The organism is Sphingopyxis sp., assembly GCF_965279725.1.
In the GTDB taxonomy this organism is placed as follows: Bacteria; Pseudomonadota; Alphaproteobacteria; order Sphingomonadales; family Sphingomonadaceae; genus Sphingopyxis.
On the sequence record NZ_CBDIIL010000001.1, the window covers coordinates 239,155 to 262,495 of the forward strand.

At 62.8% G+C, this 23,341-nt stretch carries 17 protein-coding genes, 2 tRNA genes and 2 pseudogenes; 7 read left to right on the forward strand and 14 right to left on the reverse strand.

The window, feature by feature from the left end; translation table 11 throughout:
* Positions 1–28: 28 nt before the first annotated feature.
* Positions 29–961: a GNAT family N-acetyltransferase gene (locus ACQY6T_RS01175; RefSeq protein ID WP_428627476.1), complete on the reverse strand. Its 933-nt coding sequence runs from the start codon at positions 959–961 to the stop codon at positions 29–31.
* A gap of 125 nt (positions 962–1,086) precedes the next feature.
* Here ACQY6T_RS01175 and ACQY6T_RS01180 point away from each other — a divergent pair, with 125 nt between their 5' ends.
* From ACQY6T_RS01180 to ACQY6T_RS01190, 3 genes are all read left to right on the forward strand, one after another.
* On the forward strand, positions 1,087–2,553 hold the full coding sequence (locus ACQY6T_RS01180) for an ABC transporter substrate-binding protein (RefSeq protein ID WP_428627478.1): 1,467 nt from the start codon (positions 1,087–1,089) through the stop codon (positions 2,551–2,553).
* A 39-nt stretch (positions 2,554–2,592) separates the two neighbouring features.
* Positions 2,593–3,015, forward strand: a complete 423-nt coding sequence (locus tag ACQY6T_RS01185) for a DUF4112 domain-containing protein (RefSeq protein WP_428627480.1) — start codon at positions 2,593–2,595, stop codon at positions 3,013–3,015.
* Positions 3,016–3,193: 178 nt separating this feature from the next.
* Positions 3,194–5,308 (forward strand): prolyl oligopeptidase family serine peptidase, encoded by a 2,115-nt coding sequence (locus ACQY6T_RS01190; RefSeq protein ID WP_428627482.1) that lies wholly within the window; start codon positions 3,194–3,196, stop codon positions 5,306–5,308.
* Between the two features lie 14 nt (positions 5,309–5,322).
* Here ACQY6T_RS01190 and ACQY6T_RS01195 read toward each other — a convergent pair.
* Positions 5,323–5,408: transfer RNA gene (locus tag ACQY6T_RS01195), tRNA-Tyr, on the reverse strand.
* 79 nt (positions 5,409–5,487) lie between these two features.
* Between ACQY6T_RS01195 and rlmB the strand changes: the two are divergent.
* Positions 5,488–6,259, forward strand: a pseudogene (gene rlmB / locus ACQY6T_RS01200) (23S rRNA (guanosine(2251)-2'-O)-methyltransferase RlmB).
* A 115-nt stretch (positions 6,260–6,374) separates the two neighbouring features.
* Here the strand turns inward: rlmB and ACQY6T_RS01205 are convergent.
* Entirely contained in the window at positions 6,375–6,692 is a 318-nt protein-coding gene (locus ACQY6T_RS01205) for a 2Fe-2S iron-sulfur cluster-binding protein (protein WP_428627484.1), read from the reverse strand.
* A gap of 101 nt (positions 6,693–6,793) precedes the next feature.
* Here ACQY6T_RS01205 and ACQY6T_RS01210 point away from each other — a divergent pair, with 101 nt between their 5' ends.
* On the forward strand, positions 6,794–7,411 hold the full coding sequence (locus ACQY6T_RS01210) for a DNA-3-methyladenine glycosylase family protein (RefSeq protein WP_428627487.1): 618 nt from the start codon (positions 6,794–6,796) through the stop codon (positions 7,409–7,411).
* A 116-nt stretch (positions 7,412–7,527) separates the two neighbouring features.
* Here ACQY6T_RS01210 and tig read toward each other — a convergent pair.
* Positions 7,528–9,162: pseudogene (gene tig / locus ACQY6T_RS01215) on the reverse strand (trigger factor).
* 100 nt (positions 9,163–9,262) lie between these two features.
* A tRNA-Leu gene (locus tag ACQY6T_RS01220) sits at positions 9,263–9,347 on the reverse strand.
* A 167-nt stretch (positions 9,348–9,514) separates the two neighbouring features.
* Between ACQY6T_RS01220 and ACQY6T_RS01225 the strand changes: the two genes are divergently transcribed.
* Complete coding sequence (locus ACQY6T_RS01225) at positions 9,515–9,733, forward strand: hypothetical protein (protein ID WP_428627489.1); 219 nt, start codon at positions 9,515–9,517, stop codon at positions 9,731–9,733.
* Positions 9,734–10,029: 296 nt separating this feature from the next.
* On the opposite strand, the gene ACQY6T_RS01230 is transcribed toward ACQY6T_RS01225, so the two are convergent.
* The 5 genes from ACQY6T_RS01230 to ACQY6T_RS01250 form a co-directional block, all read right to left on the reverse strand.
* The gene (locus tag ACQY6T_RS01230) at positions 10,030–12,567 is read right to left on the reverse strand and encodes a hypothetical protein (RefSeq protein WP_428627491.1); all 2,538 of its coding nucleotides are present in this window, start codon (positions 12,565–12,567) and stop codon (positions 10,030–10,032) included.
* A gap of 471 nt (positions 12,568–13,038) precedes the next feature.
* Complete coding sequence (locus ACQY6T_RS01235; RefSeq protein WP_428627494.1) at positions 13,039–13,497, reverse strand: hypothetical protein; 459 nt, start codon at positions 13,495–13,497, stop codon at positions 13,039–13,041.
* A 120-nt stretch (positions 13,498–13,617) separates the two neighbouring features.
* Positions 13,618–16,914 carry a TonB-dependent receptor domain-containing protein gene (locus ACQY6T_RS01240; protein WP_428627496.1) on the reverse strand — a complete coding sequence of 1,099 codons (3,297 nt, stop codon included), beginning with the start codon at positions 16,912–16,914 and terminating at the stop codon, positions 13,618–13,620.
* Positions 16,915–17,002: 88 nt separating this feature from the next.
* Complete coding sequence (locus ACQY6T_RS01245) at positions 17,003–18,046, reverse strand: FecR family protein (protein WP_428627498.1); 1,044 nt, start codon at positions 18,044–18,046, stop codon at positions 17,003–17,005.
* Positions 18,043–18,552, reverse strand: coding sequence for an RNA polymerase sigma factor (locus ACQY6T_RS01250; RefSeq protein WP_428627500.1), 510 nt, complete (start codon positions 18,550–18,552; stop codon positions 18,043–18,045). The genes ACQY6T_RS01245 and ACQY6T_RS01250 overlap by 4 nt, the downstream gene beginning before the upstream one ends.
* Before the next feature lie 566 nt (positions 18,553–19,118).
* Between ACQY6T_RS01250 and ACQY6T_RS01255 the strand changes: the two genes are divergently transcribed.
* A complete protein-coding gene (locus tag ACQY6T_RS01255) occupies positions 19,119–19,889 on the forward strand; it encodes a hypothetical protein (protein WP_428627501.1) in 771 nt (256 codons plus the stop codon).
* 24 nt (positions 19,890–19,913) lie between these two features.
* On the opposite strand, the gene ACQY6T_RS01260 is transcribed toward ACQY6T_RS01255, so the two are convergent.
* The 4 genes from ACQY6T_RS01260 to gatB all read right to left on the reverse strand — a co-directional run bounded on the left by ACQY6T_RS01260 (position 19,914) and on the right by gatB (position 23,341).
* Positions 19,914–20,696, reverse strand: coding sequence for a hypothetical protein (locus ACQY6T_RS01260; protein WP_428627504.1), 783 nt, complete (start codon positions 20,694–20,696; stop codon positions 19,914–19,916).
* Positions 20,693–21,160 carry a hypothetical protein gene (locus tag ACQY6T_RS01265; protein ID WP_428627507.1) on the reverse strand — a complete coding sequence of 156 codons (468 nt, stop codon included), beginning with the start codon at positions 21,158–21,160 and terminating at the stop codon, positions 20,693–20,695. The genes ACQY6T_RS01260 and ACQY6T_RS01265 overlap by 4 nt, the downstream gene beginning before the upstream one ends.
* A gap of 131 nt (positions 21,161–21,291) precedes the next feature.
* Positions 21,292–21,771, reverse strand: a complete 480-nt coding sequence (locus tag ACQY6T_RS01270) for a hypothetical protein (RefSeq protein WP_428627509.1) — start codon at positions 21,769–21,771, stop codon at positions 21,292–21,294.
* 91 nt (positions 21,772–21,862) lie between these two features.
* On the reverse strand, positions 21,863–23,341 hold the full coding sequence (gene gatB, locus ACQY6T_RS01275) for an Asp-tRNA(Asn)/Glu-tRNA(Gln) amidotransferase subunit GatB (protein WP_428627511.1): 1,479 nt from the start codon (positions 23,339–23,341) through the stop codon (positions 21,863–21,865).

The following is a 23,341-nucleotide window of genomic DNA, read 5'->3' on the forward strand; positions in this document are numbered from 1 at the left end:
TTTTCAGGATATGTGATGCGCCAGATTTTTAACGGCGGATGAGTGCTTTCGCTCTGGCCCTGAGGCCCGTCCGATCGAGCACCGTCGCCGCGCGCGCGGCCATGGCATCGACGCCCCGCATCATCGCCAGTGCGGCCCGGTTGCGCAGCGTCGGGCGCAATATCAGTACATCGGCGCATGGGACCGACGCGCGCCCGAACTGCGCTTTATGCGCGCCGTCACCCTCGGTGAAATCGAACGCGCGGAACCGGCCTTCGTCATAAAGTGCGCGCATTGCTTCGACGTGCAGCACCGTGCCGGGCGACAGGTCGGCGAAATCGGGATCATAGCCCAGATGGGAATAGATCAGCACATCGCGCTCGACCGGCAGATAGAGATAGGCAATCGGTCGTCCTCCGGCGAAGAGCAGGAACGCGCGAATATTGCCCAACGCTGCCGCTGTGATCGCGTGCGCGACGCCGGCTTGATCGGTGGGCAGCCCCGCCTGCATCAGCCGCGCCTGATAGGTTCGGCCGGAAAGCAGGCCCGCTATGGCCATAAATTCGGCTATTTCGTCAGATGTCCGATAGGATTGCACGGTAAACCCGCCGTCGAGCCGGTCGGCAAGCCGCCGCGCCTTGCGCGACAGGGCCGAGCGCGTTTTCGACGAGAACCCCAGCCACCAATCGTCGAATCCCTGCCCCGCCATCGGAATATGATGGCGCGGATACTCCTGTCGCACCGCGACCAGCCATCCCTTCGCCTGGTCGCTAAGCACCGCCAGTCGCGCCCGCGGCAGCGAACGAAGCAACCAGCCATCACGGCCCGCAGGAGGCAAGACGGGCTGCCCTGCCGCCAGCACTTCGTCCAGACCATGCGGCAAGACTCGCAGCCTGCGCCGCACATAGCCGAGCGGGCGCCCGGCGACTTCGATGCGCAGCGCAACGGATTCGTCCGTTCCCTGTCCGGCCTGACGGTTCATGCCCCCTCATTCGTTGCGATAGCCCTGTTCCGTTTCGCACCACATGGTTATGATTAGCTTACACGACGTGGAGGGTAAGGCGCATAATGACATTACGGGGCAGATACGGACGCACGGCGATGCTGATGGTCGCTGCCGCAATCCTTGCGCTCACCATATCGAGCTGCGGCCTGTTCGGCGAACGCGGTCCCGTCCGGATCGCCGCGATGGGACCGATCAATACCGCCGCCAGTCCGCTGAACGGCGAGTTGTCGGCGACCAACGCGGCGCTGCTCGACGCCACTGCGCAGGGACTGGTCAGCTATGACGGCGAAGGACAGATCGACACCGGCCTTGCCGATCGCTGGACCGTCACTACCGACGGGCGGAGCTATATCTTTCGCCTGCGCGAGGCGAAATGGGCCAATGGCCGCAAGGTCACGGCGAAGGATGTCGCGGCAATCCTGCGCACCTATCTCGCGCCGAACAGTCGCCACGTCCTGAAAAGTGACTTTCCCGAGATCGAAACGATCCGCGCGATGACTGATACGGTTATCGAGATTCGTTTGGCGGTGCCGCAGCCCGCAATTCTGGAACTGCTGGCCCAACCATCGATGGCAATCGTAAACAGGGGCATAGGCTGGGGACCGATGCGCGCGCGCAGGGTCGGCCGCGCGATCCTGCTGTCCCCCGCTCCCGACCCGCTGGCCGAAGACCAGCAAGCCGCCGAAGCCGCCGCGAACGATCCCGCCGCGTCGATCGAACTCGTCGGCACTTCGCCCGCCGGGGCGCTCGCGCGGTTCAAGAACGGCTATGCCCATGGCGTCGTCGGCGGACGTTTTTCGACCCTGCCCTATTTCGCGGCGTCGAACATCGGCCGGTCGCGGCTCGTGGTCGATCCCGCCCCGGGCCTGTTCGGATTGTCGTTCGTCCGCGCCGAAGGCTTTTTGGCGATCGACACCAATCGCGATGCTCTGGCGCGCGCGATCCGGCGCGATCGGCTGATCGAGGCGTTTGGGTTGGCGGAATGGCAACCGCAACTAACGCTGCGTCCTTCAGTCCACACGCGCGATAGCGGCCCGGCCGCTCTGCTGCCGGCATGGGCCGACTATGACGACGCATCGCGGCAGACGCAGGCCAAGCGGATCGTCGATGCGTGGCGCGCCGCGGGGCGCGATATCGAACCGCTCCGCATCGCGGTCCCCGATTCGCCGGGTGGGCGCATACTCTTCGCGTATGTCGCCGCCGATTTTGCGGCGATCGGCGTGCCCAGCCGCCGCGTCACCATGGCGTCGACCGCCGACCTGCGCCTGATTGATGAGGTGGCACCCAATGACGACGCGTTGTGGGCGCTGCGCCGCTTGTCGTGTCGGCGTGACACGCTGTGCAATCGCGATGCGCAGGATCTGATCGATCAGACGACACGCAACATCGATATCGGCCAGCGCGCCGAACAACTGGGCGAAGCCGAAGCGGTACTGACCCGCTACACCCCTTTCATTCCGCTCGCGACGCCGCTGCGTTGGTCGGTCGCGGCGCAGCGGCTGACCGGCCTGCGCGCCAACAGCCGGGCGCAGCACCCATTGAATCACATGATCGCCGCTACCAATTAGTCCGTGGCGCCGCTCGTGGCGCTTTTTGAAAGCACGCCCATGGCCCCCTCGCCGCCCAATCCCGACGCCATTTTCGACGCAATGATCTCCAATCGCGCCGATCCGGCCGCATTGCGCAAGCGCGTCGAGACGATGGAAATCCTGCTTGAGCGCAGCTTTGTCATCCCCGGCATCAATCGCCCAGTTGGCCTCGACGCGATCGTCGGGCTCATCCCTGTGGTTGGCGACGTCATTGCCGCGACGATGGGCGCGTATCTGATCTGGGAAGCGCGCAACCTCGGCATGCCGAAATGGAAAATCTGGCGGATGGTCGGCAATCTGGGCGTCGACACCGCGCTCGGCGCCGTCCCGCTGGTCGGCGATGCGTTCGACTTCTTCTTCCGCTCGAACACGCGGAACCTCAAGATCATCAAGCGCCACCTCGACAAGCATCACCCCGGCACGATCATCATCGATCAGTAAATCCATAATTCCGTTCGCATCGAGCGAAGTCGAGATGCCTCTCGACTTGGCTTGATGACGATGGATGTCTCGACTTCGCTCGACACGAACGGCACGAAGGTGGCTTCTTCGCGGTCTTCCCTTGGGGTGTCTAATGCTGCTAGCACAGCGTCACCAAATCCCAGGGGAGAGTATCCAAATGATCCGCGCCAGTCTTGCCGCGCTTGCCCTCAGCTGTTCGTTCACCGCCGCCGCAGTCGCCGCGCAGGAGCCGAAAGACCCTTATCTCTGGCTCGAGGATATCGAGGGCAAAAAGGCACTCGACTGGGTCAAAAAGGAAAACGCCGAAACCGATAAGCTGATCCTCGACCGCCCCGGGTTTGAGGCCGACCGCAAGCGCGCCCGCACCATCCTCGACGACGATCGCCAGATTGCCGATCCCGGCGAGGTCATGGGCGACATGATCACCAATTTCTGGCGTGATGCCGCCAACCCGCGCGGACTGTGGCGGCAAAGCCCGCTCGACGCGTATCTGGCGGGCAAGCCCGTCTGGACCACGCTGATCGACGTCGATGCGCTTGGCAAAACGGAAAAACAGAGCTGGGTGTGGCACGGCGCCGACTGCCTCGCCCCCGACTATAAGCGCTGCCTCGTCTCGCTTAGCCCCGGCGGCACCGACGCCGACATCGTCCGCGAATGGGACCGCACCACCAAAAGCTTCGTGAAGGATGGCTTCATCCTGCCCCAAGCCAAAAGCAGCGTGACGTGGGAGAGCGCCGACACCCTGCTGGTAGCGACGGATTACGGCAAGGACAGCATGACCGCGTCGGGCTATCCACGCATCGTCAAACAATGGCAACGCGGCACGCCGTTGGCGTCGGCGACGATCGTGGCCGAAGGGGAGCCCGAAGATGTCGGCATGAGCGTCTCGGCGCTGGTTGACGGCGACAAGCGCTGGCCGGTAATCAGCCGCAACAAGACCTTCTACACCAGCGAATATCGCCTGCCGAGCAGCGATTTTTCGACCTATCACTCGACGATTATCCCCGAAACGGGCGACATTCGGGCAGTAATCGAAGGCCAGGCGATCGTCTTCCTCAACGAGGATTTTGGCGCCGGTTTCCCAGCCGGGTCGCTGATCTCGCTGTCGATTGCCGACATGGCCGCCGGGGGGCAGGTCGCGATCATTCCGGTGATGGCACCGACCAAGGCGCAGGCGATCGAGAATGTCGCGGCAAGCAAGACTATCCTGTGGGTGAAGGCGCTCGACGATGTCGAAGGCAAGTTGTTCGCGCTGCGCCGCGACCAGCCCAATGGCCGCTGGAGCCAGAAGGAAGTTCCCGTCACCGCCAATGCGACGATGACGATCGCAGGCACCGTCGACGACCGCGACATTGCCTTCGTCACGGCGGAGACGATGCTGACTCCCCCGACGCTCTATGCCGTGACCGAAGGCAAGGCGCCGCAAGCGGTTCAGAGCTTGCCCGCGACCTTCGACGCCAGTGACATGAGCGTCGAGAAACGCTTCGCGACGTCGAAGGACGGCACGAAGATTCCCTATTTCCTTGCGCGCAAGAAAGGCGCGACCGGCCCCGTCCCCGCGCTCGTCCACGCCTATGGCGGCTTCCGCGCCGCGCAGACCCCCGGCTACCTCACCGGCCAGCCGTACCGCGCGGGCCCGCTCGGGCTGTACTGGGTCGAGGACGGCAACGCCTATGTCCTCGCGAACATCCGCGGCGGCGGCGAATATGGCCCGGCCTGGCATCAGGCGGCATTGCGCGAAAAGCGCCAGAACAGCTTCGACGATCTCCATGCAGTCGCCGAGGATCTGGTTGCAACCGGCGTCAGCGCAAAGGGCAAGATCGCGATTTCAGGCCGCTCGAACGGCGGCGTGCTAGTCGGCGCGGCGATGACGCAGCGCCCTGACCTTTATGGCGCGGTCATCTCCGGTTCGCCGATCAAGGACATGCGTCGCTACAACAAGATGCTCGCGGGCGCATCATGGGTGGCCGAATATGGCGACCCCGACGTTCCCGCCGATTGGGCGTTCCTGTCGAAATATTCGCCGTACCAGAACATCAGGAAGGGCGTGAAATACCCGCCGATCTTCCTCTACCTGTCGACCAAGGACGACCGCGTGCATCCCGGACACGCCCGCAAATATGCCGCGCGGCTCAAGGAGTTCGGCAACAGCGTCTATTATCACGAATATATCGAGGGGGGCCATTCGGTCGGCGCCGACCATGCCGAAGACGCTGTCCGCGCCGCGATGCTCCACGCCTTCCTGCTGCGCGAACTGGTGGAGAAAAAATAGCACCGAACGAGCGGTGGTGGACAGGGCTGGATTCGAACCAGCGTACGGAAACCCGGGCAGATTTACAGTCTGCTGCCTTTAACCACTCGGCCACCTGTCCATGGGGTCCGCTTTGGGAAGCGGTCCAATGGCGAAACGAGGCTTGCCTGTCAATGGCAGTCGTGGGAAAGGCGCGCGCTATGAGACAAATTTCCCGTCACCGTCGCCCGCAAGGCCCAAGCACCCGCGGCCAGCCCATCCGTTTCTGGGGCCGTCACGCCGTTCTGGCGGCGCTCGCCAATCCCGAACGCACCGTCAAACGCATCTGGGGAACGCGCGAAGCGCTGGGGCAGCTCGACCTGCCCCCGGTGATTCCGATTAGCTACGCCGAGGTTACCGACCTCGCGCGGCTGGTCGCGCGTGACGCACCGCATCAGGGGCTGGTGATCGAGATCGATCCGCTCGAGGACATCTATCTCGGTGACCTGTTGCAGCAGGAGGTCGATGCCGACAGCAAGCGCCCGCTCGTGGTGCTCGATCAGGTCACCGACCCGCATAATATCGGCGCGGTGCTGCGTTCGGCCGCGGCCTTCGATGCGGCGGCGATCATCACCCAGGACCGCCACAGCCCGCCCGAAAGCGGCGTGATCGCGCGGTCAGCCTCGGGCGCGCTCGAAATCGTGCCGTGGATCCGCGTCGTCAACCTGTCGCGCGCGCTGGAGGAAATTGCCGAGGCGCAATATTGGCGCATCGGGTTGATGGGCGACACCGAAACAACGCTGGGTTCGACCCTCGACGGCAGCAAGGTCGCGCTGGTGCTCGGTTCCGAAGGCGACGGTATGCGCCACAATGTGATGGAGCATTGCGGACGTACTGGCCAAACTGCCGATTTCGCCGCGCATGGAAAGCCTGAACATCTCGAATGCTGCGGCGGTCGCGCTCTACGCGGTGGCGACGGCGGCCAAGGGCTGAATCCAAACCCTCGTCATTGCGAGCGAAGCGAAGCAATCTCCAGCTATCAGTCTTCAACACCGATAGCTGGACATTGCTTCGTCGCTACGCTGCTCGCAATGACGGGGTGGAAGGCTCAATCCTCCGCCGCGATCCGGACCTTCAACCCGTCCAACGCATCGCTGAACGGCAACTGGCACGACAGGCGCGAACCTTCGTCGCGATCGGTGGTCGAATCGAGCAGGTCATTCTCGTCCTCGCTCATCGCGGGCAGTTTATCCGCGGCGCCAGCCTCGACATGGACATGGCACGTCGCGCACGAACAGCAACCGCCGCACAGCGCCAGCAGTTCGTCGAACCCGGCATCGCGAATATTTTCCATCACCGTCAGGCTGGTATCGCCCTCGATCTCATGCTCGGTTCCGTCGCGCGTCACGACAATCAGCTTGGCCATGCTAGTCCCCATATCTTCTCTGTCGCTGGCGCTATGTCGCGCGTTGCGCGGCAAATCAAGCGCTGCTAGTGACAGATGTTGGAACAAAAGGGGAATATGGCATGGGTTTGAGCCAGCAGCAGCTGAACGCCGGAATCGACGCGCTCGCGGCGCTCGATCCCAACTTCGCGCGCGCGCTCGGTAATGCAGGTTATCCCGAACCGCGCATCCGGGCGCCGGGTTACACCACGCTGCTGCGCACCATCGTCGGCCAGCAGGTCAGCGTCGCCGCGGCGAATTCGATCTGGAACAAGCTGGAGGCGCAATTTGGCACCGGCTGTCCGGCGGAGGTGGTGGCCGCGGCTGAATTCGATACGCTGCGCGCCTGCGGCCTGTCGGGCCAGAAACAGGGCTATGCGAAAAGCCTTGCCCAGCTCATCCTCGACGGCGAACTCGATGTCACCGCCCTCCCCGCAGACGACGAGGAGGCTATCGTGCTGCTGACCAAGGTGAAGGGCATCGGGCGCTGGTCGGCCGAAATCTACCTGCTCTTTGCCGAGGGTCGCCCAGATATCTGGCCCGCCGGCGATCTCGCGGTACAAGAAGCCGTCGGCCGCATCCTCCAGCTGGACGCGCGGCCCAGCGAAAAGGCGGTCCGCGAACTCGCCGAACCCTGGCGCCCCCACCGCGGCGCGGCGGCGATCTTCAGCTGGCATTGCTATAATATGGCGGTGATTTAGTTTGAGGCAGATCAACCTCTCCACCTTCGTCATTCCCGCGAAAGCGGGAACCCAGCGGCGACGGTCGACAAAAAAAGCCGGGTGGAGCATCCTCCACCCGGCCTTTTTGTAACGCGTCAGCCGAAGCTTATTTCTTCGCCGCAGCCTTTTTGGCGGGAGCCTTTTTTTTCAGCAGGCTCGTCAGCGGCGGCCTTTGCCGGCGCCGCCTTTTTCACGGCAGCGGGCTTTTCCTCGGCCGTTTTGGCAGGAGCAGCGTCAGCCTTCTTCGCCGGTGCCTTCTTCGCAGGAGCAGCCTCGGCTGCGTCTTCCTTCACATCGGCCTTTTTGGCAGTGGGCTTTTTCGCCGCGGCCTTCTTGGCCGGCTTATGATCGTGATCATGGTCATGCCCACAACCCGGGGCCATGGACATGGCCGCTGTCGTCATCGGCTTCGATCGCGGCTTCCAATTCCTCGCGGGTGGTTTCGCGGTCGCTGATCTCGGCCTTTCGAACAGGAAGTCGACGACCTTGTCTTCATAGAGCGGGGCGCGGAGCTGCGCCGCGGCGAGCGCGTCCTGCTGGACATAGTCCATGAAGCGGCCGCGATCTTCAGGGCGATACTGCTGCGCAGCCTGCATGATCAGACGCTGCATTTCCTGCTGCGAAACCTGCACACCATGTGCCTGTCCGATCTCCGACAGGAGCAGGCCCAAGCGAACGCGGCGGACGGCGATCGCATGATATTCGTCGCGGTCGGCTTCCAGCTCGGCCTTCGCCGCGACCGGATCGTCTTCGTTCTCAACTTCCTGTTCCAGCTGCTGCCAGATCTGCGCGAACTCGGCCTCGACCATCGTCGGCGGCACGTCAAAGTCATGGCTGGCGGCGAGCTGATCGAGCAGCTTGCGCTTCATATAGGTGCGCGTCAGGCCGTTCAGTTCCTGCTCGACCTGATCCTTCATCAGCTCTTTCAGCTTGTCGAGGCTTTCGAGGCCGAGCGACTTGGCGAATTCATCGTCGATCTTCGACGCCGCGGGAATCTTCACTTCCTTCACTGTCACGGCGAATTCGGCGTTGGCACCCTTCAGATTCTCAACCGGATATTCGTCGGGGAAGGTTACTTTGACGGTCTTGTCGTCGCCGACCTTGGCGCCGACCAGCTGGTCTTCGAAACCCGGAATCAGCTGACCCGAACCGATTTCGACTGCCATGTCCTCGCCGGTGCCGCCATCAAAGGCAACGCCGTCGACGCTACCGGCGAAGTCGATGATGACCTGGTCGCCCTGCGCGGCCTTCTTGGTCTTCGGCGCGTCTTCGAAACCGCTTCATCTGCGATGCGAATTCTTCGATCTTCGCCATCACCGCTTTGTCGTCGGTGGGGACGGTCAGGCGCTCCAGCTTGAGCCCTTCGACCGACGGAGCCTTGATGTCGGGCAGCACTTCCAGCGCCACGGTGACTTCGGCGTCCTTGCCGGTTTCATAATCGTCAGCCAGCGTCACCGCGGGCTGCAACGCGGGGCGCAGCTTTTCTTTGGCCATCAGGTCGCGAACCCCGGCGTCGATCGCCTTGTTCAGCGCGTCGGCCGACAGCGCGGGGTCCGTGCATCTTGCGGATCAGGTTCGGCGGCACCTTGCCGGGGCGGAAGCCGGGCATACGCACCGTCGGCGCCATGCTCTTCACTTCGTCGTCGACGCGCGCGTCGATATCCTTGGCGGTGATGGTGACGCGATATTCGCGCTTCAGGCCCTTCGTTCAGCGTTTCGACGGTCTTCATTGCCTTGGTCTTATCCTTGCTCAAAATCTCGTATCGATGAACCCCGGCCACATGGCAGGGTTCCCCATTCCGGCTCCATCCCCATCAGCGCAAAAAGAACTGGTGCGGGCGAAGGGACTCGAACCCCCACATCTTGCGATACTGGTACCTAAAACCAGCGCGTCTACCAATTCCGCCACGCCCGCAGGAGCTGTCGGCCGGGTGCACAAAGCCGCGCGCTGTGCCGCGCACGCCCGTGCGGGCCGCGCGGGGCTATAGCAGACGCATCGCCGAGGGCAAGCGCCGAAAGCTCGCCATTTCATGGGTGGAACATGCGCCTCGCCTGTTCGTTAGTGAGGCAAGGAGAGCCCCTATGACTTATGCGTCCAGCCTGAACGTCCGCGCCACCGACCCCTTCCCCAAACCCAAGCCCGATACCATCGAGCCGATGGCGCCGCCCGAGCATCCGGTTCAGCCGACGCCGCAGGAAGATCCCGCCGGCCAACCCGTCGAAATTCCCGGCAGTCCAGGCGGCGGCGACATCGACGAACCGGGTCGCGGGCCGGACGAGGTGCCACCGCAGCAGATCTAAACGGCTATCTCCTCCTCTTAGTCACGCACGCGAAAGCGGGAACCCAGCGAGCCGACGTCGCCCGATCCGAGCGAGGCGGAATAGGCTCTTTTCCGCTAGCCGAGCGATGACGTCTCGTTGGTGCACCGACGACATCGGTGGATAACAACCCGACAACGTAGATTGCAGCGTTGGCGAGGAATGGTCTTATTGATATCGTCGTTGCGCGATAGGCACATACGGCGGAGATTTGCGCCACGTTGCACCAATCTTTCAACGCAAGAATATCAGACCGGTTCTCGAAATCGCGCGCAAGTTCAGAAACGCTTGCGAAATGTGACCCGCACCGTCCTGCCCAGCGGATCGATTTCGTCGCGCGTGTAGCCGGGCGGGGTGCTGCCGTCGTCCAGCGTGATGCGGCGATAACCGTTGAACAAATTCTGGATATCGAACGACAGCTTCAGGTCTTTCGTCAGCCCACCCTCGCCCGATTGTCCGGTCAACCGGCCGGGTTCGACAAACATCGACAGGTTGAAGGTCAGCGGCGGCTTGAACCGGAACCGGCGATCGGCGTTCGACACCGTCGCGGCGCTGGCCCAATTCCCGTTGAAGCTCGCGCCGATCCCGCGCTTTCCGGCCGTGATTTGCAGTGACAGGTTGTGGCGCGATTGGCCGCTGTCGGCCAGTTGGTCGATCACCGGCACGCCGGGACGGGTCAGCAATTCGCTTTTCAACCGCCAGCGATGGTTCAACGAAACCGAAAATTGCAGCGGATCGGGGCCGGGCGCGGCGCGCGCTGCGGCGCCGAGGGCCGGGAGGCGCAGCGCGATGCCCGAATTCAATCCGGTGTCGGTTTCGCGCGCGATATTGATTGCGCGGGCATCGACCGCGACCAGCCGCCCCGCCGCGTCGCGCGTCACCCGCTCGGGAAACGCCGCCTCGATCACCGGGGTCAGTTCGGGAAAGGACGCAATGCCGCCCTTGGCAATCGTCTGGCGGTACTCGACGGTCAGCGACAGCGTCTGGTCGTCGAACGGGCGCACCGTCGCATTCAGGGCCAGGCTTTGCCGGCTACCGCGCCCCAGATCGGGGTTCCCGCCGGTGAGCGACACCGGTTCGGCCACTTCCCCCCGCGCATAATCGAATATCCGAATGACTCTCGTCTCGATCGGGGCGTCGAGCTGATCGAAGGAGGGCGCGGTTTTGGCATGGTCGATCGATCCCCGCAGCTGGACCCTGGAGACAGGCGACCAATTGATGCCGCCGCCAAATTGCGTCTGTAACGGGCTGCTCGACATCGCCTGACCCCCGATCGACACATCGACGGTCATATCGCCGAGCGGTCCGATTTCGCTCTTGCCGCGGCGCGAAACCGGGACGGTCAGCGCCAATCGGCCGTCTAGCTGCGCGCGCGCCGTGTCGATCACGAAGGGCTCGCCGCGCATCCCGCTCTGCCGGCTTTCGCTGCTGCCGCGGCTGGCGTTGACCGCAAAGCTGGCGTTCAGAGGCCCCGCGGGCAGGTCGGTGACGGCCTTTTGCAACTGCAACCGGCCGCTCAGATTTTCGCTCTTGGTGCGGGTGCGATTGCCCAGCAACAGGCTGTCGTCCCATGCGCCATAGGGGTTGAACGCAACGTCGCCGGCATCAATCAAGCCCTGGACGCGGGCGATATCGATGCCAGTTTCAAACAGATTCTCGCCCCAACTGCGGACATAGTTAAGGCCGAGGCTGGTCTGCCAGCCGCCGATCACGCCGTTCAGGGTCAATGATCCGCCCAGCGATTCGGAGCTGTTGTCGTTGCGTAGCGGCCGGTCGCCCGCGAATGGCCGTATCAGCAGGACGTCGCCGGCAAAGGGCGACCAGGGGCTACCCGCCGGGACGACAACCGACGCCATCGGCAGTCCGCGCAGACCGCGGCTGCTGTTGCGGCTCGCGTTCAGGCTCAGCGAGGCGGTAAATCCGCCGACGGGGCGGGTCACGCCAAGGCTCAGCGTGCTGCTCCGCCGCGCCGACTGGAGCGTATCGAAAGCGTGGGGGTCGGCGGCATGGGTCTCGTCCGCCGTTCCGGCGAAATCGGCGAGCGCCGGCGCACTGGGCGCCGCGCCCATCGGAATCGCCGCGACCACCACCAGCCTGCCGGCCGCGGCGCTGAGCGCCGGATCGATTTCGCCGCCGTCGATACCGGCAACATAGCCGACGCGGTCGAAGGGCGTCGCCGGGCGCGGGATATTCCGCGCATCCTTGCGCAGCGCGCTATCGCGGCCGAGGCGCGCGTTCACGTTCCAGCGGACCGGGCCGCTGATCGCGACGCGCCCGGCGGACAAATTGCCGCCATATTGCCCCCCGGCGGTCGCCCAGTTGACGCCGGCATCGACATTCAGGCTCGAATAGCTTTTTTTGAGCACCAGGTTGACGACGCGTTTGCCCGGCGCATAGCCATATTGCGCCGCCGCTTCCGGCTTCAGCACCGCGAGCCGGTCGAGCGCCTCGGCGGGATAGAAGAGGATCGAACGGTCGAAACCCGCGGGCTTGCCGTTGATCAGGATGATCGGCGCCTCACCGCTGCCGTCGATGAAGGGCGCGAGGCGCGTCAGCAGGTCCTGGATGCTGTCGGTGCCCTGCCCGGCGATCTCCTCTTCGGAAAACTCGCTTTCGGCTGCGACCTTTGCCTCGCCATAGCGCTCCGCGGTGACGACGATCTCGTCGTCGGTCTCGGTGCTGGCGGAGCGGGGCGGCACCGGGGCCGGGGCGTCGCGCGCGGCGGCAGCGTCGCTGCCGTCCCTGCCGCTCGCCTCGCATGGCATCACAGCGAACAGGGCGGGAAGGGCGAGCAGCGATACAGGCGTGCGGGACACGCTGCGCCGGGGCTTCGGGTTTCGCATCGGTGCGATGACGTGGCGGGGAATTTGACGGGTCAAATTTGTCTCGCAACCAGGCCTCAGACTATGCCCAACCTAGTGGGTCTATGTCCAACGACAAGCAGACTCGTCGTTTCAGATCACCGCATTTTTGGCGTAGGTCGCGGTGTCAGAGAAAAAAATGGCGCACAAAATCGTGCGCCAAGGTTAGGAGTAAGGTACCCCTTGGCCGCCCCGTAAACATGGGCGGCGCAATGGGATTGTGCCGGGCCTGCGCTCGTACAAAAGGTTTGGCGGATGGCCGCTGCTCGGGCTGCCACGATGCCAACGCCTTTTTTCGAATCCAGCCCCGGGTCGGGAAACCATGACCAAAGGCGATGAAGCGAGCGCACGATTGCCGTGCGCTCGCCGCATCATTTCAACGCACCCTGCAACCTGCATGGCGCAGCGCCCGTCGATGCGCCGCCATCACCAGGTGATGGCGCCGTTGATGGTGCAATCGCCCGTGCCGGCATCGACTTCGGGCAGCGTCGTGTTGACGGTCAGCGTTTCGGGCGGGCCGGCAGTGAAGGTCGCGGTCAGCGTCCCGGCACAGTCGCCAGGGGTGATCGTCGTGTCCGCAAAAACGGCGTTAAAAGTGATGGTCGAGCCCGAAACTGTGACGTTATACGGCTGGCCTACGAAGACCACGGTGTTGCAGAATCCGCCAAAGCCGGTGAGGCTGGTATTGTCAGCCGTAATGACGCCGCCAGAATTGGTGATGTCGACGCTCAATGTACAGGACAGCAGCGGACCGCTGCCCTTTTGCACCGAAACTCCGCTGCCGGAGAAGGTATAAGTTCCAGGCGTGGTTGTAAACGTCTGTGCGGATGCGGCATAAGGAACCATTAATGCCAATGCTGCGGCAACGCTGAGAAGTTTTTTCATTTCACTCTCCTGTGCATAGAATTATATTGTAATTAACGACATAAATCGTCCTATGCATTAAATCGATTCAATATCGCTATTCATTTTTACTCTGAATATTCATGAAATTATTCTGATTGATCAGAATTTCTTGGACACGTTGAACCCGACGATGCGCGGATCGAGCGTGAAAATATTCGCGCTCAAACCGGTGTCGTCGGCGTTGGTGAAAAAGTCGGTGATCGGGGCGTCGTTGAACACATTCTTGACGTAGAGCTGAAACGTCAGATCGGAATCAGGCCGCGACAGCGTCACCGCCATATTGACATTGTCCCAGGCCTTCAGCCGGTCATATTCGGTGTTGTAGATGCGCGCGAAGCTCTTTGCCTGGCGGTAATAGTCGCCGCGAAAGGTCAGCTCCCAATTTCCTGCATCCAGGAAGAACGTATATTGCGCGCCCATGTTGAACGTCATCCGGGGCGAGTTCGGCAATTCATTGCCCGAAAGATCGGCGTCGAAACCGCGTCCGGCATTGGGCGCTCCGCTGCCGCCCTGATTGATGTTCAGGCCAATGGTGTCGGGATTGTAGGGCGCGGCCGGATTATAGGTGAAGCCGAACAGGGCGTGATACGGCAGGCCGCCGGGAAAGCTCGGATCATAGCCGCCGATGCGGTTCGATCCGGGGCAGAACGCCGCGAGCGCCAGATTGTGGAACGCCGCATTGCCGCGCAAGACGCGCTCAACCAGAACCTTTGGTGCAACGCAGTTCGACGGTGCCTGCAGCCAGGGACGCAACGTCACCCAGTCCGGGTCGCCCTGCGTCCGGTTCATCACGTCGATCGACTTGGACCCGTCCTTGAGGCGCGTTTTGAGGATTCCCAGATTGGTATGGACGCGGAAAGCGCGCGACGGACGCCATGCCGCCTCGAACTCCAGGCCCATGCTGGTCGCATCGAAATTCTCGTTGAACGCGATACGATCGACGATCTGCGAAATCTGATAATCGTCGTAGTCGTAATAAAATGCGGTGGCGTTCAGCGTGAAACGGCCGCCGTCGAAGCTGTTTTTCGTCCCGATTTCGAACGCGTTGAGATATTCGGGACGAAAGGTTTGGGGCAACGGCAGATATTGCACGATCGCCGGATTGATATCGACGCGCGGCGGGTTTGTGCCGCCGCCCTTATATCCCCGCGACGCGGAGGCATAGATCAGGGTATCGTCGGTAAACGCCAGCCGGGGCTGCCAATCCAGCACGACGCGGCCGGTGAACTCGTTCCATTCCTGTTTGATGTCAGGAAGCGCCGGATAGCCGCTGTTCACCCGCCCGCCGGTATTTTTCCCGGGGAGCGGGGTTCCCGTGCCGCCGCCCAACAGCAGTTGGCTGGGGATCTGGGTCGAGGTCTTTTTGTCCTGCGTATAGCGAAGGCCGGCCGTCAGTTTCAGGCTGTCAGTCAGTTTCCAGTATAATTCACCGAAGATCGCTGCGGACTTGGTTCGAATCCCGTTCTGACTCAGGAAGTAATTATGTCCCTGGTTGTTCAGACTATCGATCGGATTGCGATCGACATAGACACATTCCCGGCCCTCGAAACCAAGAGCGCACGGCAATTGTGTCGTGTTGCCATTGACCGTTGTAACGCCATAGTACCACTCTGAAAGCAGAGTGAACATATTGTTGAAGACATAATAATCGTCTTGCGATTTGAAATCGAGATAGTTGACGCCGACATTGAAATCGATCGGCCCGTCGAAATCCGACTGGAGGCGAAACTCCTGCGTCCATTGGCGGCTTGCCGAGCGGCTGAGATCGGCCGATTCAAGCCGATCGGAGCAGCCGAGCTGCGGATCGCAATATTGGCCGCCCGGGGTCGGGCCGGGGAACAACAGCGGATCGATCGGCCGATTGATCGCGTTCAGCAGCGGTTGGGTGGAATTGTTGAAGATCGGCGCCGAAACGAAGCGATTATAGTCTTGCGAGGAATAGAAGCGGTCGCGGGCATAACCGGTCTGCGACACCAGTTTCAGGCCGTCCGATGGCTCGAACTCGAGATTGAGCTGCACCACGTCATTCTTCGCGCGGAAGATGGGGTCATAGCTCGTCGCGATTTCACGCAGGTTTCTTGATTGTTCGACACCGGCAAACGGATCGATCGGCTTCAACAGCGGTATGCTCGCTCTGGTGGTCGGATTTTTGCCGATGGAGATCAGGCTCGGCACGAAGATATAGGACAGCGCAAAGCCATTGGGGGCGCCAAAAGCGGCATCGTCATAGATTGAACCGGGCAGGCACCCCTGGCTCAAGCGCCCGCGCGTGTAGGGATCGGTCACCGCCACATTGCCGACCCGCGTCGGACCCGGATCGGGCGTACACAGCTGTTTGCCGGTGCGCGAGCGGTTGTCGTCTTCCTCGAAATGCTGCCAGATGACGTTGGCGCGGAACCGATCGCTCGGCTCCCAACCCACGATCGCGCGGGTCGACCACAGATCGCGGCCGTTGACCCGCTGCTCGGTGAAACTGTTGTAATCAAAGCCTTCGCGGCTGGTCCACGCACCGGCAAAGCGGACGGCCAGCGAGTCGGTAATCGGCACGTTGAGCATTCCGCTCGCGCGCATGGTTTTGAAGTTGCCGACCTCGAGCTTTCCCTCGCCGGCCAGATTGTCATCGGGCAGCGCGGGGATGATGTTCACCACGCCCGCTGTCGCATTGCGGCCATAAAGCGTACCCTGCGGTCCGCGCAGCACCTCGACGCGCTGCACGTCGAAAAATTCCTGTTCGAACAGGCGGTTGCGCACCAGCGGCGTATTGTTGAAGCTGACCGCGACCGCCGGATCGCTCGACGCCGAAATCGCCTTCGTCCCGATCCCGCGGATCGAGATATTATACATGCTGAAGTTGCTTTTGGAGAAGTTGACGTTGGGGATGGCGCGCAGCAGTTCCGATCCGCCCTCGATCTTGCGGTCGTCCAGCGCATCCGCCGACAGCGCCGTCATGGCGATCGGCACGTCGATGATCTTTTCTTCTTTCTTCTGCGCCGTCACGATGATCTCGGCCTCGCCGCGCACCTCGGCCGCCCCGGCCACGACGGGCGCCGACGCGGGGGTCGGCTCGGCGGCGGTGGCGCGCGTTTTGGTGGGCGCGATCACATAGATATTGCCGTCGCGGCGATAGCTGAGCCCGGTGCCGCGGAGCAAGGTTTTCAGCGCGGCTTCGGGGGCGGCGCGCTCGCGGTAGCCGATGCTGCGCTTGCCCTGCATCGCTTTGCCGTCGTAAATGACTTGCAACCCCGACGTGCGTGCAAAGGCGCGTAGGGCGCCGCCAAGGTCCTGAGCCGGAATATCGAAATTATACGCTTGTTGTGCATAGGCAGGCGCCGGTGCAATACTCGCAACCATCGCACAACTGGCAAGCCCCACAAGCAGATACGGCCGAAGCAACATAAACTCTCCCCTGTTATTGAAGGGATCAATTTATTTGCCCCCCTTGTTAACTGAGACGCAGCATGTTCCTGTTTGCGCCCAACTATTTTTACCGGAGCGGCGGTGCCGCGCTGTGCAGGACGATTTTTCCATCTTCGCGCCGCGCGCTGAGCGGAAACAGCGAGGTCACGCCGGTCACAAAGCTGCCCGGATCGCTGGCGTCGAACACGCCGTTGACCAGGTGCCGGCCCGCCGCAGCGTCGCCGACGAAGATCGGGGTGTCGGCATAGCGATTGATACGCTCGACCGCGCTGGCCAGGGGCTCGTCGACGAAATCGAGCCGTCCGCCTTCCCACGCCAGCGACCGGCTGACCTCCGCCTGCACAACCACGGTCTTGCCCGACGCCAGGTTGGCGACCAGTTCCTGTCCCGGAACCAGCTGCTGCCCGACATCGGCGCGTCTCGCCGCCTGCGAAATCGTCCGCGGCGACGGCTGCGCGACGACCGCGACATGGCCTTCGTAGAGCAGCACCCGCATCTGGTTGTCGAGCAGTTCGACGCTGAATGCCGTCCCGGTGGCGACGACCGCGCGCTGGCCGGCCTGCACCGTGAACGGGCGCAGCGGATCCTTTGCGACGTCGAACTTTGCGCGGCCGCGCTGCAGCACCAGGGTACGCCGGTCGTCCGTATAGGCGACCGAAACCCGGCTCGAGGCGTCGAGCGAGATGTGCGAGCCGTCATCGAGCCGCACGACGCGCCGTTCGCCGACGCCGGTGTCATAGATGTCGGCCCCGCCGGTCAGCGACCAGAAGCCGCCGATCGCCAGCAGCAGCGCCGCAGCGGCGGCCAGACCATGAAACCAACGGCGACCGTGCACCGCCGGTGCGGCGTGATCGTCGCGGGCGGTTTCCATCGCGGTCAGCGCCTTGGCGCGCAGCGAGAGAAAGCCCGGCATTTCGGCAATCGCGTCGGTTCCGCGCCACACCTGAACCATCTCGTCGAACAGGGACCGGTGGCGCGGATCGGCGGACATCCACGCGTCGAACGCAATTTGCTCGGTCGGCGTCAGCGCGCGATCGGCGATGCGCCAGCACCATTCGGCCGCCTGCTCTTCATGGCCCATCGGAGTCGGATCGTCGAAATCGGCGTTCATGATCGGCCTCCCATCCGGCGGGTCAGGAACATCAGGGCGCGGGAGATATGCTTTTCAACGGTACGCACATTATATCCAAAATTGTCCGCGATGGTCTGTTTCTGAATATTTTCCACGCGGTAAAGGATGAAGATCTGCTGGGTCGGTTCGGGGAGAGCCTGAATCGCGGCCCAGAGGATGCCGATGGTTTCGCGCGCCGCGATGACGCGATGCGGGTCGAGTATGTCGGTGTTGAGCGCGTCGTCCTGTTCGATCGATAAACGATAGGCCGCGCGCACCTGATCGCGGCGCGCGCGGTCGCGCAGCAGATTGGTCGCGATACGAAAGATAAAGGCTTCGGTCGAATCGAGCGTCCCGATCCCCGATTGCGCCAGCCGGACAAATACCTCCTGGGTCAGATCCTCGGCCTCGGCGTGACTGCGCACCCGCCGCGAGAAGAACGCCACGAGCGCCGGTCGGAAATTCCGGGATACGCTTTCCAGATCAGGGACCGCTTCGGCCGCCACGCGCCCTCCAATTCATGCTGCTGTTCCTACAAAGACGCATAGGTCGTCCGAATGCGCCCCAAAATTCGGCGGTCAAATTTCGAGCCCTCAGAACGGTATAGTGTCGGTTTGTCAGACATGGGCAGAGAATTGACCATCCGCGCCGCGCCAAAATCCACAAGCGCTAGGTCACACGGCTTGCCGAGACGCCCGAAGATTTGGAAACGCGCCTTGATGCATCGAGCGAGCTCCGATTGCTCGATGGCAAAATCGGGTAACAAGCGTGACGACGTTCAGACCAAAGTTTACAGGTCGCTAACCCCATTCTCAAAATTATGCGCGTCAACACACAACCCGACGATGGCCGAGTTTCAACATCGGTGGTCTCCGGTTCGCGGGAATGACGAAGTTCAGTTTGCTAGCAACTTGGCCCGCTCCGTCCCTGCCAGTCGCTATGGGCGTTGGGGAAAACATCCGGACAGACGCCGCACCGTGCTGATTATTTCGTCAATTGTTACCCCGCGATACTTTATACCTGTCGAGCGCGGCGTTAGGTTGGCAGGGTTCCAGCAACGGGAGTCATCGTCATGCGCCGAGCTTTGCTTTTATCGCTTCTTGCGTCCACCGCCGTTTCGGTCCCCGCAATCGCGCAATCCGCGCCCGATGTCGCCGACCTTGTCGGCGCGCGGGGCGCGGGCGGCGAAACCCAGTTGCTTGCCCGCGGCTATGAAGCGCGTCAGTCGAATACGGTCCGGGACCAGCGCTACACGTTCTGGTGGAACCAGCGGACAGGTCGCTGCATTTCGGTGGCCACGACGGACGGGCGGTATTCGGCGATCATCGGCGTTCCGGCGGAGAATTGCGACAATGGCGCGCCGCAGGACGGCTATGCGCCCCAGCCGCACAGCTATGAACGGCCCGCGGAACCCGGCTATCGCGATCCCGGTTCGCTCGTACTGGTTTGCTACGGCGCCGGCACGCGCCCGACGGTCGACGTCAAGCCGACGTACAAATGGAGCACGCGGAACCACAAGTGGGAATGGGGCAACGAGGTCGGCAACACGGCGCAGGGCTTTACCAGCGACGTCCAGATCGAACTTTACGGCAATCAAGGCCGCATCCACCTCGGCCCGAAACTCGTCGCCCCGATCCACAGCGGCGACGATCATGGCTGGTGGGACCTCGACAATCTGGTTGCCACCCCCGACCGCATCACCGCCAGCTACCGGATTAACGGCCTCAACAAACCCAAACTGACAATCGACCGCCGCTCGGGTCGCATCACCATCAACGCAATCACCAATTTTTCCGGCCAGTGCGATATCGGCAATTGGGGCGCCGGTCAGCGGCGTTTTTAACGCGCGGCGCCCCGGCGGCTACGATCAGGGGCGCGATGGCGGCGTCGGGACTGGCTCGGGTGCCGGTTCGGCCACGGCGGCTGCCGCCGCCGGCTGCCCCGGTTTCGACAGATAGGCAGTCTCGCCCGCCGCGCGGCCGCGGCCGTCCTTGCCGTCGATGCGGTTGACCAGTCCGCCGCCTTGATTGCCAAAGGTGCCGCCATAGATGAACGCGGGCTGCACCAACGGTTTCGCCGCCAACCACGACGGCACGACAATGTCGCCGCTGCCGCGCGGGCGGATCGTAATCCGGTTCGGCACCGGCTCCACACCGCCGCCGAAAAAGGCCATGCCGATCAGCTTGCCGCCGGTCATTTTCGTGTCGGGATTGTCCGATTCCTCGCGCAGCGGCACAAACACACCCAGGTCGGCCAGCTCACCCGCGCCGACCTCGAAATGATAGCTGCCGAGTGAAAAACTGGTGTCCGCCGACCCCAGCGTCGCGCCGCTGGCGCCCGTTCCGGCGATCACCCACGTCCCCGGATCGACCTCGATCAGATACAGTCGCCGCTTGCCATCCTTGGCGACCGGATCGTTCCGCACCATCACGCCGGCGCGTATTTCCTTCTTCACGGCGTCATAGGGTGCAAAAACCACCCCGGTCACCAGGCGGTTGTTGCCCATCATCTTGAATTCGACCGGATCGACCTGGACCAGCAGATAGGCCTTGTCGGGTTTCAGATCGTCGGCCGACTTGATCTTGGCGGCGGCCGCGGGCGATAGCGCCAGCAGCGCCGCGGCAAACGTCAAGCGCATCATCCCCGTCATTCGTACATTTCCTTGCCCTCGGGTTCGCCCGTCGACGCCAGCGTGAACCATTTGTCGATGCGCGCGGCCTGATCGTCGGTCTGCTCGATCGCCTTCCATCCCGATTTGTCCATCTCGAACCGGCGATACCCTTTGTCGGCCAGGCAGATGCGTTCGACCTGCCACTGCAACCGTCGGTTCTGCCCGCCCGACATGAACCCGATCAACAGGCTCGCAATCCCGGCGGCGGCGGCCGACTGGCCGGTCGTCAGATTGTTGTTCTGCCAGATCTGTTGGTTCATCGCGGTGGTGTCTGGCGATATGCGCGCGACCCCGCCGGCCAACGCATCGCAGGTCAGCCGGTCTTCCAGATAGGTCTGGCGGTCGACCCCCGGCTTGTTGAAATAATAATAGTCGCGGGCCAGCGCCGGCAACGACACCGACATGGCAGCGATCGACGCGGCAACGGCCAGAAACGGCTTCATCACAGACCCTCGAACCCTCTTCCCAGCCGCCTGAATGCGCGCCCGCGCAGATTTTGGCAACGGGCTTGTTTCAGAGCAGTTTAGCGCTGGTTTCGCGGGTCTCGGATCGTCGTCCGCCAGCCTCGTCGGCGTCAGCCGGTGCAGAACGCGACGAAGCGCTTGATCACCTGTTTGCCGGTCGCGGTCCCCGCCATGTCGGTCGTTCCGCGACCGTCGGTCATGCGCAGCCAGCCATTTGCGGCAAAGGCGCGGATGAAGGGCGAATCTCCGGCAATCTCGTCCGAGGAGAAATAGGGCATCTCCTCGACTTCGGTCGTCCCGGCCACCCGCAGCGTCGCATCGCCCGACACCAGTTCGATCGCGGTCAGGTCGGGCGAATTGCCCGAAATGCCGGCGAAGATCCGATTGCCGCCCTCTTCGCAGCGAAAGTTCAGCGGCTGATCATCGGTGTCCGTGACTTCATAGGCCAGAATTGCGCTTTGCGCGCGCTCCTCGTCATTGACGCGCATCGCCCAATCATATCCATCGTTCACCGCGGGCGCGGCGCTCGCGGCACTGCCCATTGCCACGGCGAGCATGCTTGCAACCGAAACCATTGTCCGCTTCATCATCAACCTGTCCTTCGTCCGCCTATGACCTGATACTGAGGTACTTATGCCGTCGAAGCTACTGAATTTGCTGTGAACCGGATCACTATAAGGCTCAACCGAGCGCCTTTTTGAGCAGCTCGTTGACGACCTGCGGGTTCGCCTTGCCCTGCATCGCCTTCATCGTCTGCCCGACGAAGAAGCCGAACAAGGCTTCCTTGCCGCCCTTATACTGCTCGACCTTGTCCGCATTGGCGGTCAGGATCTTGGCAATCTCGGCCTCGATCGCGCCGGTGTCGCTCGTCTGCTTCAGCCCGTCGCGCTCGACGATCACGCCCGCGGCGTCGCCGCTTTCCAGCATCTTTTCGAACACCGCCTTGGCGATCGTCCCCGAAATCGTGCCGTCGGCGACCAAGCCGAGCAATTCGGCGGCGTGCTGCGGCGAGACCGGCGAGTCCGAAATGTCGCGGCCCATGCGGTTGAGCGCGCCGAACAGCTCGCTCGTCACCCAGTTCGCTGCCGTGGCCGGCTTGGCGCCCGTGTCGAGCCCAACTTCCAGCAAAGTGTCGAACCAGCGCGCCGCCTCGACCTCGGCAGTCAGGACATCGGCGTTATACGGCGAGATTCCTGCCGCCAGATAGCGCGCACGCTTGGCGTCGGGCAATTCGGGCAGGCTTTCGCGGCACTCGGCCAGAAACGCATCGTCGAGTTCGAGCGGCAGCAGGTCGGGATCGGGGAAGTAGCGGTAATCATGCGCGTCTTCCTTCGACCGCATCGACCGCGTCTCGTTGCGGTCGGGATCGTAAAGCCGCGTTTCCTGCACCACGGTGCCGCCGCTTTCGATCAGCTCGACCTGGCGCTTCGCCTCGCCCTCGATCACCGCCATCACGAAGCGTACCGAATTGACGTTCTTCGTCTCGGTCCGCGTCCCGAACTCGTCGCCGGGCTTGCGCACGCTGACGTTGACGTCAGCGCGCATCGAGCCTTCTTCCATATTGCCGTCGCACGACCCGACATAGCGCAGGATCGCGCGCAGCTTGCGCACGTACGCACCAGCTTCCGCGGGCGAGCGCATATCAGGATCCGAAACGATCTCCATCAACGCGACACCGCTGCGGTTCAAATCGACATAGCTCATCGTCGGATGCTGGTCGTGCATCAGCTTGCCGGCATCCTGCTCGACATGGATCCGTTCGACCCCGATCACCTTCGCTTCGGGCAATCCGGCCTTTTCGTCGGCCTCGATCGTCAGCGAACCTTTGCCGACAATCGGATGATAAAGCTGCGAAATCTGGTAACCCTGCGGCAGATCGGCATAGAAATAATTCTTACGGTCGAACCGCGAATATTTGTTGATCTGCGCCTCGATCGCCATGCCCGTGCGCACCGCTTGGCGGATGCACTCGCGGTTCGGCACCGGCAACATCCCCGGCATCGCGGCATCGACGAGCGACACTTGCGTGTTCGGCTCAGCCCCGAACGCCGTCGCGGCGCCCGAGAACAGCTTGGCGTTGGTGGTGATCTGGGCATGGACCTCCAGGCCGATCACGACCTCCCACTCACCGGTTTCGCCCTTGATGCGATAATCGCTCAT